The organism is Alcanivorax sp. DP30 (genome assembly GCF_009882945.1).
Classification (GTDB): Bacteria; Pseudomonadota; Gammaproteobacteria; order Pseudomonadales; family Alcanivoracaceae; genus Alcanivorax.
Genome location: NZ_WTUY01000004.1, coordinates 421,925 through 437,626 on the forward strand (window position 1 = coordinate 421,925; position 15,702 = coordinate 437,626).

Sequence of the window (15,702 nt, forward strand, 5' to 3'; positions counted from 1 at the left end):
GAAACTGGCAGGCATACACACCACAGCTCTCCACACCTGCTGATCAACCCACAGCCACCGCAGGCTGGAAACCCCGGATCTTCTCGTATGTCCCCAGGCATCCAGCAATCAGCGTCAATGCGTGATGCGCATCATATTGAGTGCTACCCTATGCGGCTGAAATTAGTAGCACTTTCGGGGCAGCGCTGGCAGGGGAGATTTGCCATGATTGCCGTCAGCCATTTAAGGGTTTTCGCATGCAACGACTGGTCAACAAACGCATCCTGCTGGGGGTAACCGGCGGTATCGCAGCTTACAAGGCCGCCGATCTGGTGCGCCGCCTGCAGGACGCCGGCGCCCAGGTCCGGGTGGTCATGACCCAGGGTGCCTGTGAATTCATCACCCCGCTGACCATGCAGGCCCTGTCCGGCAACCCGGTGCACACCACCCTGCTGGACCCGGCCGCCGAAGCCGCCATGGGGCATATCGAGCTGGCCCGCTGGGCGGATCTGGTGCTGATCGCCCCGGCGTCCGCCAACTTCATGGCGCGACTGGCCCACGGCCACGGCAACGACCTGCTCAACACCCTGTGTCTGGCCACCGGCGCCCCCATCGCCATCGCCCCGGCCATGAACCAGCAGATGTGGGCCGATAAAAGCACCCAGCAAAACCTGCTGATGCTCCAGGAAAAGGGCGTACACGTCTTCGGCCCCGGTTCCGGCAGCCAGGCCTGCGGCGATGTGGGTGCCGGGCGCATGCTCGAGCCCATGGAAATCATTGAGCAGGCCGCTGACGTGTTCGATTACGAACTGCTCACTGGCAAGCACGTGGTGATCACCGCCGGCCCCACCCGGGAAGCCATCGACCCGGTGCGCTACATCACCAACAAGAGCTCCGGGAAAATGGGCTTTGCCCTGGCGGAAGCCGCCGCCGAGGCCGGTGCCCGTGTCACCCTGATCGCCGGGCCGGTGAACCTGCCCACGCCCAACCGGGTGACCCGCATTGACGTGAACCGCGCCGTGGACATGTTTGATGCCTGCATGCAGGTGGTCAGCGACGGCTGCGATGTGTTCATCGCCACCGCCGCCGTGGCGGACTACCGCCCCACCGTCACCGCCGATCACAAGATCAAGAAATCCACCGAGGAAATTCACCTCACCCTGGTGAAAAACCCGGACATCGTTGCCTCCGTGGCCGAACACGAAAAGCGTCCCTTCACCGTGGGCTTCGCCGCGGAAACCCAGGACGTGATGGCCTACGCCCAGGGCAAACTGGTCAACAAGAAACTGGACATGATCGCCACCAACGACGTGTCCGGCAGCAACGTGGGTTTCAACAGCGACAACAACGCCCTCACCGTGATCTGGCCCGGCGGCCACAAGGTGTTGCCGCTGGCTTCCAAGGCCCAGATTGCCAAACAGCTTATTGAACTGATTGCGATCAGGTATAAGGATTGATGACGCCACAAGCCTGACGGCTGCATCGTCAGACTTTCGGCATCCAGTATTACGAACATAATAACGGGTTGGCATTCACGGGTGACCACCCCCCATTAACGGTCCGGCGGCGACGGGCTTTTTGCGTCAGGCATCAAGCATCAGGCTTCCGGCAAGCAGGAACTGATCCATGAAACTGCAGTACCGCGTTCTCGATCCGCGTCTTGGCGACAACATTCCGCTGCCCCACTACGCCACCGAAGGCTCCGCCGGCCTCGACCTGCGTGCCATGGTCAAGGAGCCCCTGACCCTGGCCCCCGGTGACACCCAGTTGCTGCCCACCGGCATGTCTATCTATATCAGCGACCCGGGCTACGCCGGCATGATCCTGCCGCGCTCCGGGCTGGGCCACAAACACGGCATCGTACTGGGCAACCTGGTGGGGCTGATCGATTCCGACTACCAGGGTGAACTGATGGTGTCCTGCTGGAATCGTGGCCAGCAGCCCTTCACCGTCGAGCCCGGGGAACGAATCGCACAGCTGGTGATCGTGCCAGTCATGCAGGTTCAACTGGAACAGGTAGACACTTTCACCAGCACGGAACGCGGCAGTGGCGGCTTCGGACACAGCGGCCGACAATAATTACGCTTTTCAGCCATAACGGCTTTGGGAGGGGGATATGGAAAACAACAATAACAAGGGCGCCACCGACAAACACACCACCAGCGCCATGAAACAGCTGCTGCCACTGATGCTCACCGGCATGCTGGCCGTCGCCGGCAGCATTGCGGCGCTTTACACCTGGCTAAACAGCAGTGCACTGCAACAGCAACAGCAGTCCCAGGCCACCATGGTGGCCGGCGCACTGGCCCAGCAGGTCAATGGCTATCTCACCGACACCCAGCAGCAGCTGACCCTGATCAGCCAACGCCCGGATGTAAACCAGGCCCTGAGCGAGGGCAATGCCGCCAGTCTCAACGCCACCCCCCACCTGTGGTTATCAGATGCCACCCTGACCCTGCTTCCCCGCCGTGACAGCAACGTGGATAACCTCAGCTATACCGCCCAGGAAATGATCAAACAGATTCGTCTGGGCAAACAGCCGGCCCCGGCCATGATTTCCGGCAAGCCGCCGGAACTGGTGATCGCCCGGGCCGCGGCAAACGACAACGGCATCCTCCTGCTGACCCGCTCACTGGCATCACTCAGCACCCTGATCCAGGCCGGCGTCCCCGAAGGCACCCAGGTGAACATCAAATACCGCGGCACCGACATCTTCAACAGCGCCCAGCAAGCCAATGGCGCCATGGCCACCGCCAATGCCGGCCCGGTATCCGTGAGCTTCACCCTGCCCACGCCCGGCAGCAACCTGTTCCTGCTCGCCGCCACCGCTCTCGGGCTGTCCCTGATTGCGCTGCTGGCCGTTACCCTGGTAGTCAACCGCCTGCTGGTGCGCGCCCTGCGCCAGGACGCCGCCGAACTCATTCGCTACAACGACGAGCTGGGTCGCCAACCCGGCGTCACCGCCCGCAACCGCTTCCATTTCAGTCTGTTTCGATCGGTCACCGAGGCTCAGGCCAAAACCGCCAACAAGCTGCGCAGCCGTCACACCCAACCCGCGACCAACAAGGCCACGCAGCCCAGCGAGCCCATGGTGGTGGAAGAAAGTGACGACGACAGCATCCTGCTGGTGGACGACAGCAAGGGCGAAACCCTGCCGGATGAAATCTTCCGCGCCTATGACATACGCGGCGTGGCAGGGGTCACACTCACCGCCCAGGCCGCCTACCTGCTCGGCCGCGCCATTGGCACCGAAGCCAGCGAAGCTGGCCAGCAAACCGTGGTGGTGGCCCGCGATGGCCGTCTATCCAGCCCGGAACTGACTCGCTCGCTGATCAAGGGCCTGATCGAATCCGGACGTGACGTAATCAATCTCGGACTGGTGCCCAGCCCGGTGCTTTACTACGCCACGGAAGTGCTGGAAACCCGCAGCGGAGTCATGGTTACCGGCAGCCACAACCCGCCCAGCCACAACGGCATGAAAATCGTTATTAACGGCGACACCCTTTATGGCGACCGCATTCAGGGCATCCAGGCACGCATTGCCAAGGGCGACTTCAACGAAGGCCAGGGGAAAGAGCAGGAACTGGACATCACAGACCGCTACCTCACCGACGTGACCAACGACATCGTGCTGGCCCGCCCGTTGAAGATCGGCATCGACTGCGGCAATGGCGCAGCCGGTGAACTGGCACCGAAACTGTTCACCCAGCTGGGCTGCGAAGTGTCCGCCCTGTACACCGAGATCGACGGCAACTTCCCCAACCATGCCCCGGATCCAGGCAACCCTGACAACCTGGCCGACCTGATCCGCCTGGTGGATAGCGAACAGCTGGACCTGGGCCTGGCCTTTGATGGCGATGGCGACCGGGTAGCAGTGGTCACCAACCGCGGCGAAATCATCTGGCCGGACCGGCTGATGATGCTGTTCGCCCGCGACGTACTCAGCCGTTCCCCGGGTGCAGACATCCTCTTTGACGTGAAATGCACCCGTGCCCTGCCTGCAGTGATCCGCAAGAGTGGTGGCCGTCCACTGATGTACAAGACCGGCCACTCCCTGATCAAGGCCAAGATGAAAGAAACCGGCGCACCGCTGGCCGGAGAAATCAGCGGCCACCTGTTCTTTGCGGATCGCTGGTTCGGTTGTGACGATGGCATGTACGCCGGTGCGCGCCTGCTGGAAATCCTGTCATTGCTGGACGATCCGGCCAGCCAGGTATTCAGCGAACTGAAAACCGGCATTACCACCCCGGCCCTGTACATCGACGTGGACGAAGAGCGTAAATTTGATCTGGTGGAAGCACTCAGCGCCCGTGCCGAAAGATTTCCCGGTGGCCGACCTACCACCATTGATGGCCTGCGGGTGGACTTCCCCGATGGCTGGGGCCTGGTGCGCGCTTCCAACACCACCGCCTCACTGGTCACTCGTTTTGAAGGCCGCGATGAAGAATCCCTGCAACGTGTGAAAACCATGTTCCGTAACCAGCTCAAGGCGGTAGACGAGAGCCTTGAGATCCCGTTTTGAGGTAGAATCGTGCGGCTGAGGAGTTGAAAGTTTAAACTTCCCCGGCTACCGCCAATCCCCCGAGGAGAAGTAATGGACACCACCAGCGCGCATGACATCGCCCGCGTTCTGATCGAAGCGCTGCCTTATATTCAGCGCTTTGCCGGCACCACCGTCGTGATCAAGTACGGCGGCAACGCCATGGAAAACGAGGAGCTGAAAAACAGCTTCGCCCGTGACGTGGTGATGATGAAACAGGTGGGCATCAACCCGGTGATTGTCCATGGTGGCGGTCCCCAGATCGGCAGCTTGCTGGAGCGCCTCGGGAAAGAATCCAAATTCATCCAGGGCATGCGCGTCACCGACCGCGAGACCATGGACGTGGTACAGATGGTGCTCGGCGGCCTGGTCAACAAGGACATCGTCAACCTGATCCAGCATAACGGTGGCCAGGCCATTGGCCTCACCGGCAAGGACGGGCGACTGATCAGGGCCCGCAAAATGCTGCTCAAGGCCCAGGACGAAGACAACCCGGCCCTGAAGACCTCCGAGATCATCGACATCGGTCATGTGGGTGAAGTGCAGGGCATCGACACCCGGGTTATCGACCTGTTTGCCGGCAGCGATTTCATTCCCGTCATCGCCCCCATCGGAGTCGACGACGAAGGCGTCAGCTACAACATCAATGCCGACCTGGTGGCCGGCAAGGTAGCTGAAGTGCTGCGCGCCGAAAAGCTGATCCTGCTCACCAATGTGGCTGGCCTGAAAGACAAGCAGGGCCAGGTGCTCACCGGCCTGACCACCGACCGGGTCAACGCCCTGATCAAGGATGGCACCATCCACGGCGGCATGCTGCCCAAGATCGGCTGCGCCCTGGAAGCGGTACAGAACGGCGTGCACACTTCGCACATCATCGATGGCCGGGTGTCTCACGCGGTCTTGCTGGAAATTCTCACCGACAAGGGTATCGGTACGCTGATCAGCAAGGACTAAACAAGCTACAAGCTTCAAGCTACAACGCGGAAAAGGACCTCGGGTTTAATTCACTCACTGCCCGCGAAAAAGATTCGGACGCGGGCAAGGGCGGCGGAACAACAAAACACCCGCCCCGCGCCTTGTAGCTTGAGGCTTGTTTGTAGCTTGCAGCTTTTTCTACGGCAAAGGGGATTGCCGCACAAAGAAGACGAAGCGCCGCTACAACACGCAAAAACAAACCGCAGTAACAAGCCCGGGATCGTTGGGCGCGGGCATGGCATGTGATATACCTCTAGCCACACTCGCGTTGCAGCTTGAAGCTTGTCGCTTGTAGCTAAAAAAACGGGAACGACATTTCATGACTGAAAAAAAACCGTCGCGCAAAGAGCAGATTCTGCAGTCGCTCGCCCACATGCTCGAAGCCGGTCCAGGAGGACGGATCACCACCGCCGGGCTGGCACGGGAAGTGGGGGTATCCGAAGCGGCGCTGTACCGGCATTTTCCCAGCAAGGCGAAAATGTTCGAAGGCCTGATCAGCTTTATCGAAGATGCCATTTTTTCGCGCATCAACCGCATCACCGAAGAAGGCAATGCCACCGCCCAGGTGGAACAGATCCTTACCCTGATGCTGGCCTTCACCGAACGCAATCCGGGCATCACCCGGCTGCTCACCGGCGATGCCCTCACCGGGGAAAACGAACGCCTGCACCAGCGCATCCAGCAGTTTTATGACCGGGTGGAAAACCAGGTCAAGCAAGTACTGCGCGATGCCGAATTCAAGGAAGGCCTGCGCACCATCGCCACCCCCACCATCACCGCCAACCTGTTGCTGGCCGTGGTGGAAGGTCGCATTGCCCAGTTTGTTCGCTCCGGCTTCAAACAAAAGCCCAGCCAGGACTGGCCGGCACAGTGGGAACTGCTGGTGCCCACGCTGTTCCGGTAAGGCGGCACGAACACCCCACCCGCAGGAGCCTGCCTGCAGGCTCCTGCGGCGATATCCAGCTGCGTTTCCCCTGGGGATCGGCAACCCGAAACGCCCAATATGCTCCCCCAAAACAAAAGAGGCCGCACCCAAACTCCGGGTGCGGCCTCTTTTCGTTGCGCTGCATCCCCTTCACCGCGAGCCTGCCGCGTGAAGCCTGTTGGATACCGCCGTGACTACTTGCCGTTCTCGATCGCGGTCAGCCGTTCGATAATGGGGGTGTATTCCTTGTTCACATCCTCGATCTCATGATCAAAGCCCTTCAGCTTGGCCTCCGAATTGCTGATCTGGCGCTTGAGGCGATCAATCGCATTCTGAACACCATCAGGAACCTCTCGCCCAGCGCGCTCGCTACGTGCCGCAGTAGCAATCTCGTCATCCAGCTTCATCTGCAGCTGGGCCAGATTGTTTTCCTCGTAACTGATGCTCAGTTCCAGGGCATCAATCTTGCGATCACGGGCACGGACCGCATCTTCCGGGCCGGCATAAAGCCGCAGAAGCTCCTTGTCCTCACGGGCCTGCCGCGCTTGCTGCATACGCAACTCACGGGCCTCTTCGTCATTCAGCTCAACCCCTTCCACTTCTTCCAGCACCCGGCCGTGGGCATCCAGCAGTTGATAGCCATTCTGGATAGCTTCGGTTCTCAGGGTACGGTTGAGATGTACCACCCCATCCGGGCTGACATGACGGAAATAGGCGCCTTGCGGCATCACTTCACTTGCCAGCTTCCCTGACCGGGCCCACAGCGGGGCTGACAGGGCCAGCGCCAGCACCAGGACAAGTTGTTTCATTGTTATTCCACTCCGTAGCGCTCCCGGTAGTTGCGCATCTGCGCCACTCTCGCCTCGCTATCAGGTTGCTGCTCAAGCCAGTCGATAATATCGCCCATGCTGACGATACTGCCCACCGGCACCCCCAACGTCTTTTCGACCTCCTGAATCGCGGAAAGCTCCCCATTACCTTTTTCCTGACGATCCAGCGCCACCATGACCCCCGCCATGGTGGCCTCGGTCTTCTCGAACAGGGCCGCCACTTCACGGATGGCCGTCCCTGCGGTAATCACATCATCAATCACCAGCACCCGACCCTGCAAGGGCGAACCCACCAGCCAGCCGCCCTCACCGTGATCCTTGGCTTCCTTGCGGTTGAAGGCCCAGGGCATGTCGATGCCATGGTGCTCAGCCAGCGCCACGGATACCGCCGCCACCAGCGGGATGCCTTTATAGGCCGGGCCGAACAGCATGTCATACTGCTGCCCGGACGCCACGATGGCATCCGCATAATAGCGGCCCAGCCGCGCCAGTGCCTCGCCGGTATTGAAGGTGCCCGCATTGAAGAAGTAGGGACTGACCCGGCCGGATTTGAGGGTAAACTCACCGAACTTCAGCGCCTCACGCTCCTGGGCGAAACGCAGGAAATGCTTCTTGTAGTTCTTCATGCTCATGCCTTACCAACCCAGCGTGTCTTGTTGTGCCTTGATGATCTCGTTGATGCCTTTCTCGGCCAGACCCAGCAGCGAATCGGACTGCTCACGGGTAAAGGGCGCCCCTTCTGCAGAGCCCTGGATCTCGATAAAGCCGCCTTGCTGGGTCATGACCACATTCATGTCGGTGCCCGCATTGGAGTCCTCAGCGTAGTCCAGATCCAGCACCGGGGTGTCCTTGTAAACACCCACAGACACCGCGCCGACCAGACCATTGAGCGGGTCTTCCTTGATCTTCTTGGTTTCCAGCAAATGGGTCAGGGCATCCACCAGCGCTACGCAGGCTCCTGAAATAGACGCCGTACGGGTACCACCGTCTGCCTGAAGCACATCACAATCCAGATAAATGGTGCGCTCACCCAGCTTGCTCAGATCCACCGCTGCCCGCAGGGAGCGGCCGATCAAACGCTGAATTTCCAGGGTACGGCCACCCTGCTTGCCGCGGGACGCTTCCCGGCCGGACCGGGTGTGGGTGGAACGCGGCAGCATGCCGTATTCGGCGGTCAGCCAGCCCTGCCCCTTGCCTTTGAGAAAGCGCGGCACGCCCTCTTCCACGGAGGCAGTACACAGCACCTTGGTATTCCCGAACGCCACCAGCACACTTCCCTCAGCATGAACGGTGTAATTGCGGGTAAAGCTCAGTTCACGCAGCTCATCAGTAGCTCGACCGGAAGGACGCATGGGATCTCCTGAAACATTGAAAACGAAAGGCCGGCCATTGTAGCAAACACCGGCGACAATGCCTTCCTTGCACCGTCCCCCGTTACGACTAGACTAGAGACCCCGGCACCGCCCACGGTTTTTCATGCCGTAGGAGCCTGCCTGCAGGCTCCTGCAGCCCAGACACCGGGCCGCGCCCATTCCATGGCCAACAACGAGGTTCACCCATGATCTGCAGCATGACCGCCTTTGCCCGCGCCGACCGTCACCTGGAAGGCTTCAGCCTGGCCTGGGAGATCAAATCCGTGAATCACCGCTACCTGGAAATCAGCCCGCGCCTGCCGGACACCCTGCGCGCGGTGGAAAACGGCGCCCGGGAGAAATGCCGTCAGGCCCTGGCCCGCGGCAAGGTGGAAATCACCCTGCGCTACCAACAGATCGACAGCGACGTGGAGCTGGAACTCAACGAAGAGCTGGTAAAAAAACTCTCCGACGTGTCCCGTCGGGTGGGCGATCTGGTCCAGCACTCCGGGCAAGTCAACCCCATGGAAGTTCTCCGCTACCCCGGCGTACTCAGCACTCAGGAGCTGGACGTGGAACTGCTGCAGAAAGAAGCCCTGAGCCTGCTGGATGACGCCCTCAAGGCCCTCATCGACACCCGTGCCCGGGAAGGCGAACAGCTCGGCAAAATGATCACGGAGCGTCTGGACGGCATCGAAAAGCAGGTGGAGATCGTCAAGGCGGCCATCCCGCGCATCAAAGAGGCCCAGCGTGAGCGCCTGCGCAAACGCATTCAGGACGTGGTGGAATCCCCGGACCCGGACCGCCTGGAGCAGGAACTGGTCATGCTGGCCCAGAAAATGGACGTGGACGAAGAACTGGACCGTCTCGTCACCCACGTCAGCGAAGTGCGCCGCATCGTCAAGAAAGGCGGCCACATCGGTCGGCGCCTGGATTTCCTCATGCAGGAACTCAACCGCGAAGCCAACACCCTGGGCAGCAAGTCCGTGGACAGCGAAACCACCGCCGCCGCCGTGGAACTCAAGGTGCTCATCGAACAGATGCGCGAGCAGATCCAGAACATCGAATAACGGCCACAAGCCCCTTGGAGCCCCTGCCCCAACCTGATTAAATGGCCCATTACCCCAACGGGCCATTACCCCATAAAAGCGAGCCATGTTCTTCAGCGACGAGCGCGCCCAGTTCTTCAAGCCCCTCACCGGCAAATACCGCGAACAGGTAGTCGAGTGCCTGCGTCTGTTGCACGAGAGGCTCTACAGCGCCCAGGCGGACTACGGCGAATCCCTCAAGCGTGACCAGGTGCTGGATGTGTTCAGCGAAGCCCTGGAACGGGCGCCACTGCTGGACGGCGACGAAGACAACACCCGCTTTCGCAACAACCGCGAACAGGCCGGCTGGATTCTCAACCTGCTGGTGGAACACGGCTGGCTGAAGCGGGACAAGGACGACGCCTCCTTCCAGTCCACCTACCCGTTCAGCCGCACCGGTCGCCTGTTCACCCAGACCCTGGCCGAAGTGGATGGGCGCAGCGTGCGCACCCGGCATCGCAACACCCGCAACACCCTCAACGCCCTGGCCGCCTTCGTGGACCGCGGCGAGGTCTATGACCTGCTCGATGCCCATGAACATTCCGAGCGCATCATCGCCGACTTCACCGACATCATCGCCGAGCTGGAAGAGCGCAAACGGGAACTGGTGAAGGAAGTGGAAGCCCAGCAACTGGTGCAGCAGGCCAGCGACCAGTTCTTCGACTTCATGGAAAAGCGCTTCCAGCCCGATGTGGCCATCCGCATGTCCGCGGACAGCGTGGAAAAGCACCGCGACCGCATCCGCACCACCATCGAACAGATCAAGCGCAAGCCCAAGACCTGGAAAGCCAACGCCGAAAACGAACTGCGACGGCTGGCCCCGGATCTGATCGTCAGCCAGGATGCCTCCGTGCTGTTCCAGCTGCTGGACAGCATCGACACGCGCATGCGCAACGCCTCGGAAATCATGCTGCCGGCCCTGCGCCGCACCCTGCAGGGTTTTACCCGCCGCGCCGACATCATCATCCGCCAGCTCAGCTACCTGCACAGCCAGAAGCACAACGACATCGTCGGGGTGTGCAAGGCACTCACCGAGCTGGACGAAGAGACTTACAACGCCCGCCTGCAACAGGCCGGCGACACTCTGGCCAGCCTGCACCTGGGGTTGATCGACCCGGCCCAGGTACGCCTGCGCGAACAACGCAGCCAGCGCGTGGTGCACAGCCGCATGGTGGAACTGGACGAGCCGGACGCGGCCACCCTGCGCGATCTGGCCACCCAGCAACTGCTGGAAAAAGCCTTCAATATCAACGGTGGCGCACTACGGGATTACCTGCGCGATGCCCTCGGCGCCAGCCGCCGCATCGACAACCGCGACCTGCCCATCAACAACGCCCGCGACCTGCTGGCCCTGAGCCACGTGATCGAACTGGGCAGCGCCGACCACGGTGCCGCCGGCTTCCGCCTGCGCATCACCGAGACCGATCCCATCACCGACGAACACTACTTTGTGCGTCGCGATGGCTTCCTGCTGGAACTGGAACACGATGACCCAAGCACCCTCACAACAACCTCTGCAACACGCCCTGAATGAGGCCCTGGAGGCACGGGGCGTGACCCCCGCGCAATTCTCCGAGCTGATGATCCGCCTGCTGGATCACGGCGTGCTGTGCCGTGACGAAAGCAAAAAGGAAGCGGAACTCTACGACCGCTACCTGCAGATCCCCGAGCTGGTGGAAGACTACCTCAGCGTGCTGCACATTCGCCTGCACCACGAACGCCGCTTCACCGCCCTGCGGCTGTTCCCGCCCGGCGCCGAGATTCCCGGCGAAAGCGATCTGGACGACGGCTTCAACAGCGGCCTGCGCAACCGCCTGAGCCAGCAGGAAGTGGCCCTGATCCTGGTGCTGCGCGCCGAGTACGACAAATCCCTGCGCGACGGCCAGATCGACGAACACGGCCAGGCCACCCTGCCCTTGGAAGCCATCAACCTGGCCAGCAAAAACCTGCTCGGCCGCCCGCTCCCGGAAGGCCGCACCGAGCGCGACGCCCTGTTCCGCCGCCTACGCCAACTGCGCCTGATCCGCAGCGCCGGCGACGGCAACCTGGAAGACAGCGAAAGCTGGCTCATCATCCGCCCCGACATCACCAGCCTGGTCACCGACACCGTCCTCGCCCAACTCCTCGGCGACGACAACAAACCCGCAAGCAACGACGACGCCGAAGACGAAACCGACGCGGAGGAAAAAGAATGAACACGACCAACCCCTCCCGTAGGAGCCTGCCTGCAGGCGATTTCCCCAACCATTCTTTCCGTAGGAGCGTCGCTCGCGGCGCGATTCCCAACGTCCAATATCGCGCCGCCAGCGACGCTCCTACAGCAACCGTTTACCGCACACAGGCCGCCCCATGTATTTAAAACGCTCCATCACCGTCAACTGGGGCAACCTGCCCCCCGGCGAACTGGAATACGGCCCGGTGAACCTGTTCTCCGGCGGCAACGGCTCCGGCAAGACCACCGCCGCCGACGCCCTGCAAACCCTGATGACCGCCGCCCACGACAACCTGTTCAACTACAACCCGGGGCAGGACGAAACCACCCAGCGCGGCCGCGGCGGAAAACAGGTGCGCACCCTGGCCTCCTACGTGCTCGGCTGTGACGACGGCGCCTACGCCCGCCCCTACGACAGCGACGGCTACATCGCCGGGGTGTTCCACCCCACCAAGGGCGAAAGCGCCGAACCCTTCACCGCCGTCATCGGCGTGCGCGCCCATCTGGACAAGGCCGGCAGCAGCGCCCAGGCCCGCCAGAACGACCTGCTGTTGATGATCGTCCCCGGCGAAATGCTCAACCTGTCCCACTTCGTGCGCGAATACGGCGGCGAAAAAGCCACCGTGCCGATCACCGACATTGCGAACCAGCTACGCCAGCAGTTCGGCAAAAAGAACGTGGAAACCTACGAAAAGAAAGGCCAGTACCTGGCCCGCCTGTACGGTGCCCTGCGCGGCAAACGCGATGCGGTCTCGCAACAGGAAGCCAAAAACGCGGCGCGCACCTTCGCCCGCTTCATGGCCTACAAACCGGTGGAGTCCATCAACCAGTTTGTCGCCAGCGAAGTGCTCGAGCCCCACGACATGGGCGACACCCTGCGCCGCATCCGCGACCTCATGCGCACCGTCCACGGCATGGCCGAAGAAGCGGAACAACTGCAGCAGAACGTCACGCTGCTGGCCCAGGCCCAAAGCCACACCAGCACCTACCTGGACACCTGGCTGGAACGCACCACCCAGGCCTACGGCGCCGCCGCGCAACAATTCCAGCGCAACCAGAAACAGTATCTGGAAAAGAAGGAAGAACAGAACCAACTCCGCCAGCAACACGAAGGCAACCGCGAAGAAGCGGAGCAGGTGCAACAGCGCCTGGACCAGGCCCACAACGAACGGGTGGAACTGGAAGCGCGCATCCTCGGCATCCCCGCCCTGCGCGACAAACAGCAACTGGAACAGCAGCGCGACCAGCTCACAAAACAATTACAGGAAGGCGCCCGCCCGCTGCTGGAACAGGACCAGCAACGCAACGCCAACCTGGAAGCCCTGCGCAACATCCAGAACCTGCTGGCCCGCCACAGCATCGAACTGGAACTGCCCAGCTTCGCCAGCAAACACTGGCGCAGCACCAGCAAGGCGCTACTGGCCGAACAGAGCAACGCCCTGCCGGATCTCAATCAGATGCTGGCGCGGGACTGGATCGACCTGTCACCGCTGGAAGACGGCCTCACCCGGGTGCGCAGCGAACAACAGCTGCACAATCAACTGGCCGAGCAACTGCACAGCGAACGCGCGGACAAGCCCGGCCAGGAAGCCAGCTCCGTGGCCGAACGGCTGGATCGATTGGTCAGCAAACGCGGCCAGAACCTGGACACCCTGGACCAGCAACAAAAGAAAATCGAACAACAGATCCGCAACCTGGAATCCAAACGGGTGAACTACCCCCAGGATGTGGAGATCGCCATCCACGCCATCAAACAGGAATGCCCGCAGGCCGAACCGCGGGTGCTGTGTGATCACGTGGAAGTGCAAGACCCGGACTGGCAGATGGCCATCGAAGGCTACATCGGCGGCGCCCGCTTCGGCATTCTGGTGGAACCGAGCTACGAAGCGGAAGCCATCCGCATCGTCCGCCGCCTCAGCGGCAAACAACGCAACCGCGCCCGCGTCATTCAAGGCGAACAGGCCCGCCGCGATGCAGAAAAAATGCATCTGCCGGACGACTCCCTGTTCCACGCCCTGCGCTTCAGCCACCGCACCGCCGAGCACTACCTGAAAGCCTCCTACGGCAGCGTGGTGTGTGTGGAAGACGCCGAAGCACTCCGCAGCACCCGCCGTGGCATCACCGCCGATGGTCTGGGCTCCGGCGGTTACGCCATGTTCCGCTGCGATCTCGACGACAGCCAGCTGGTATTCGGCGAAGCCGCCCGCGAACGCAACCTGCACGCCCAGCGCAACGCGCTCATGGAACTGCAGGAAAACTACCAGCGCGCCGCCGACAGCTATCAGGCCGTGAAGCAACTGCACACCCAGGTGAAAACCTTCAAGCCGCTCAACTGGGTCAGCACCGCCACCCAGTTGCTGGACGCCCAACGCCAGCTACAGGAAACCGAGAAAGCCCTCGACACCTTGGACCTGAGCGACCACGAAGAACTGCAGGAAAAACAGCAGCAGGCCAAGGCCCTGCATCAGGAACTGGAAGCCCGGCAGAAAACCCTCACCGAAGAGAACGGCAAGCTCAGCGAAAAACTCGACGCCTGCAGCAAACTCATCAGCAAGCTGGCCGACCAGAGCGAACACTTCCAGGACGAACAGGACCAGGCCGAAGCCAACCTGCACGGCTGCACAAAATACTGGCCGGGCCTGGATGTGGAACCGCGCATCGCCGCCATGGATGAACGCCTGCAACAGGCCCACGGCGACATCGACTTCATTGCCGAAGAAGCGGCGCTCACCGAGCAGCTCACCAAAACCGCCGTGGCCCTGGAGAAAACCCTCAACCAGTACAACCAGCAGGCCCAGCCCGCCGATCAGATTCTGGCCGACAGCGCCGACACCCTTCACAGCGCGCCGTTCTTCGGCCACATCCAGAGCCTCCACCAGCAACTGGACAACCTGCACAACCGGCTGCGCAACAACGTGCTGCTGGAAAAACAGGAAAAACTGAACAGCCTGCGCGACACCTTCAACACCACCTTCGTCAGCGACCTGTGCAGCCAGATCCACCAGGCCATTCAGGATGGCGAGCGTGTCCTCAAGAGTCTTAACAGCGAACTGGAACACCACCAGTTCGGCGCCGACCGGGAACGGTTCTCCTTCGAATGGCAGTGGATTCCCGAGTACCGGGAGTACTGGCACTTCTTCAAGGAAGTCATCGACATCCCCAACCTGGGCGACGGCACCAGCCTGTTCGACACGCCCCTGTCAGCAAAAGCCGAAGCCGTGCGCGACCGCCTGCTCAACCTGCTGCTGGATGGCGACGAACAGCAGGCCCTGCGCGAACTGGAACGCATCAGCGACTACCGCCGCTACCGCCAGTACGACATCCTCAAGCACCCGCAGGGCAAACAGCCCATCAGCCTCAGCCAGTACGGCACCGGCTCCGGCGGGCAACTGGAAACCCCGGCCTACATCATCCGCGCCGCCGCCATCACCAGCGCCTTCCGCTTCAACGAAGGCGACAGCCACCTGCGCATGGTCATCGTCGACGAAGCCTTCATGCACATGGACGAAAGCCGCTCCAAGAGCGTCATCAACTACCTCACCAACACCCTGGGGCTACAACTGATCTTCATCATGCCCACCAGCAAAGCCGGCCCCTTCCTGGACCTGATCAGCAACCAGTTCGTGTTCAGCAAAGTGCCCAGCCCCATGGCCGTCGGCGAACTCAACACCCGGGTACTGGTGGACCGACAACAACTCAACCAGGAACGCATCAGCGAACTGTGGGAACAACATCGAAGAGTGATTCGCCAGCAGGGGGCGCTGGACTTCATGGAGGAAGTAAACGGATGAGAGGCTTAAG

12 protein-coding genes are annotated in these 15,702 nt (G+C 61.6%); 9 read left to right on the forward strand and 3 right to left on the reverse strand.

The genetic code is table 11. From position 1 onward, the window contains the following. Positions 1-236: 236 nt before the first annotated feature. The 5 genes from coaBC (at position 237) to slmA (ending at position 6,398) form a co-directional block, all read left to right on the forward strand. On the forward strand, positions 237-1,436 hold the full coding sequence (gene coaBC / locus GQF00_RS08265) for a bifunctional phosphopantothenoylcysteine decarboxylase/phosphopantothenate--cysteine ligase CoaBC (protein WP_161318685.1): 1,200 nt from the start codon (positions 237-239) through the stop codon (positions 1,434-1,436). A 169-nt stretch (positions 1,437-1,605) separates the two neighbouring features. Next, on the forward strand, positions 1,606-2,058 hold the full coding sequence (gene dut / locus GQF00_RS08270; RefSeq protein WP_161318686.1) for a dUTP diphosphatase: 453 nt from the start codon (positions 1,606-1,608) through the stop codon (positions 2,056-2,058). Positions 2,059-2,095: 37 nt separating this feature from the next. Continuing rightward, positions 2,096-4,501, forward strand: a complete 2,406-nt coding sequence (locus GQF00_RS16780) for a phosphomannomutase/phosphoglucomutase (RefSeq protein ID WP_304503110.1) — start codon at positions 2,096-2,098, stop codon at positions 4,499-4,501. A gap of 72 nt (positions 4,502-4,573) precedes the next feature. Continuing rightward, on the forward strand, positions 4,574-5,473 hold the full coding sequence (argB, locus tag GQF00_RS08280) for an acetylglutamate kinase (protein ID WP_161318687.1): 900 nt from the start codon (positions 4,574-4,576) through the stop codon (positions 5,471-5,473). A gap of 340 nt (positions 5,474-5,813) precedes the next feature. Continuing rightward, complete coding sequence (slmA, locus tag GQF00_RS08285; protein WP_161318688.1) at positions 5,814-6,398, forward strand: nucleoid occlusion factor SlmA; 585 nt, start codon at positions 5,814-5,816, stop codon at positions 6,396-6,398. A 215-nt stretch (positions 6,399-6,613) separates the two neighbouring features. Here the strand turns inward: slmA and GQF00_RS08290 are convergent, their stop codons facing one another. From GQF00_RS08290 to rph, 3 genes are read right to left on the reverse strand one after another with little or no spacing between them, the layout of a single operon-like run. Further along, positions 6,614-7,228 carry a hypothetical protein gene (locus GQF00_RS08290; RefSeq protein WP_161318689.1) on the reverse strand — a complete coding sequence of 205 codons (615 nt, stop codon included), beginning with the start codon at positions 7,226-7,228 and terminating at the stop codon, positions 6,614-6,616. Between the two features lie 2 nt (positions 7,229-7,230). Next, positions 7,231-7,875 (reverse strand): orotate phosphoribosyltransferase, encoded by a 645-nt coding sequence (gene pyrE, locus GQF00_RS08295; protein ID WP_161318690.1) that lies wholly within the window; start codon positions 7,873-7,875, stop codon positions 7,231-7,233. Positions 7,876-7,884: 9 nt separating this feature from the next. Further along, positions 7,885-8,601 (reverse strand): ribonuclease PH, encoded by a 717-nt coding sequence (gene rph / locus GQF00_RS08300; RefSeq protein ID WP_161318691.1) that lies wholly within the window; start codon positions 8,599-8,601, stop codon positions 7,885-7,887. 206 nt (positions 8,602-8,807) lie between these two features. On the opposite strand from rph, the gene GQF00_RS08305 reads away from it, so the two are divergent. The 4 genes from GQF00_RS08305 (at position 8,808) to GQF00_RS08320 (ending at position 15,692) form a co-directional block, all read left to right on the forward strand. Then, a complete protein-coding gene (locus GQF00_RS08305) occupies positions 8,808-9,671 on the forward strand; it encodes a YicC/YloC family endoribonuclease (protein ID WP_161318692.1) in 864 nt (287 codons plus the stop codon). An 85-nt stretch (positions 9,672-9,756) separates the two neighbouring features. Beyond that, positions 9,757-11,223 (forward strand): Wadjet anti-phage system protein JetA family protein, encoded by a 1,467-nt coding sequence (locus GQF00_RS08310; protein ID WP_161318693.1) that lies wholly within the window; start codon positions 9,757-9,759, stop codon positions 11,221-11,223. Positions 11,224-11,242: 19 nt separating this feature from the next. Further along, entirely contained in the window at positions 11,243-11,884 is a 642-nt protein-coding gene (locus GQF00_RS08315) for a DUF4194 domain-containing protein (RefSeq protein ID WP_370519471.1), read from the forward strand. Between the two features lie 154 nt (positions 11,885-12,038). Then, positions 12,039-15,692 (forward strand): ATP-binding protein, encoded by a 3,654-nt coding sequence (locus GQF00_RS08320; RefSeq protein WP_161318695.1) that lies wholly within the window; start codon positions 12,039-12,041, stop codon positions 15,690-15,692. Positions 15,693-15,702: the final 10 nt, after the last annotated feature.

Bases quoted from the DNA above. Each gene is read 5' to 3' on its own strand.
- coaBC (WP_161318685.1), top strand. From the start codon at position 237: ATGCAACGACTGGTCAACAAACGCATCCTGCTGGGGGTAACCGGCGGT.
- dut (WP_161318686.1), top strand. From the start codon at position 1,606: ATGAAACTGCAGTACCGCGTTCTCGATCCGCGTCTTGGCGACAACATT.
- GQF00_RS16780 (WP_304503110.1), top strand. From the start codon at position 2,096: ATGGAAAACAACAATAACAAGGGCGCCACCGACAAACACACCACCAGC.
- argB (WP_161318687.1), top strand. From the start codon at position 4,574: ATGGACACCACCAGCGCGCATGACATCGCCCGCGTTCTGATCGAAGCG.
- slmA (WP_161318688.1), top strand. From the start codon at position 5,814: ATGACTGAAAAAAAACCGTCGCGCAAAGAGCAGATTCTGCAGTCGCTC.
- GQF00_RS08290 (WP_161318689.1), bottom strand. From the start codon at position 7,228: ATGAAACAACTTGTCCTGGTGCTGGCGCTGGCCCTGTCAGCCCCGCTG.
- pyrE (WP_161318690.1), bottom strand. From the start codon at position 7,875: ATGAAGAACTACAAGAAGCATTTCCTGCGTTTCGCCCAGGAGCGTGAG.
- rph (WP_161318691.1), bottom strand. From the start codon at position 8,601: ATGCGTCCTTCCGGTCGAGCTACTGATGAGCTGCGTGAACTGAGCTTT.
- GQF00_RS08305 (WP_161318692.1), top strand. From the start codon at position 8,808: ATGATCTGCAGCATGACCGCCTTTGCCCGCGCCGACCGTCACCTGGAA.
- GQF00_RS08310 (WP_161318693.1), top strand. From the start codon at position 9,757: ATGTTCTTCAGCGACGAGCGCGCCCAGTTCTTCAAGCCCCTCACCGGC.
- GQF00_RS08320 (WP_161318695.1), top strand. From the start codon at position 12,039: ATGTATTTAAAACGCTCCATCACCGTCAACTGGGGCAACCTGCCCCCC.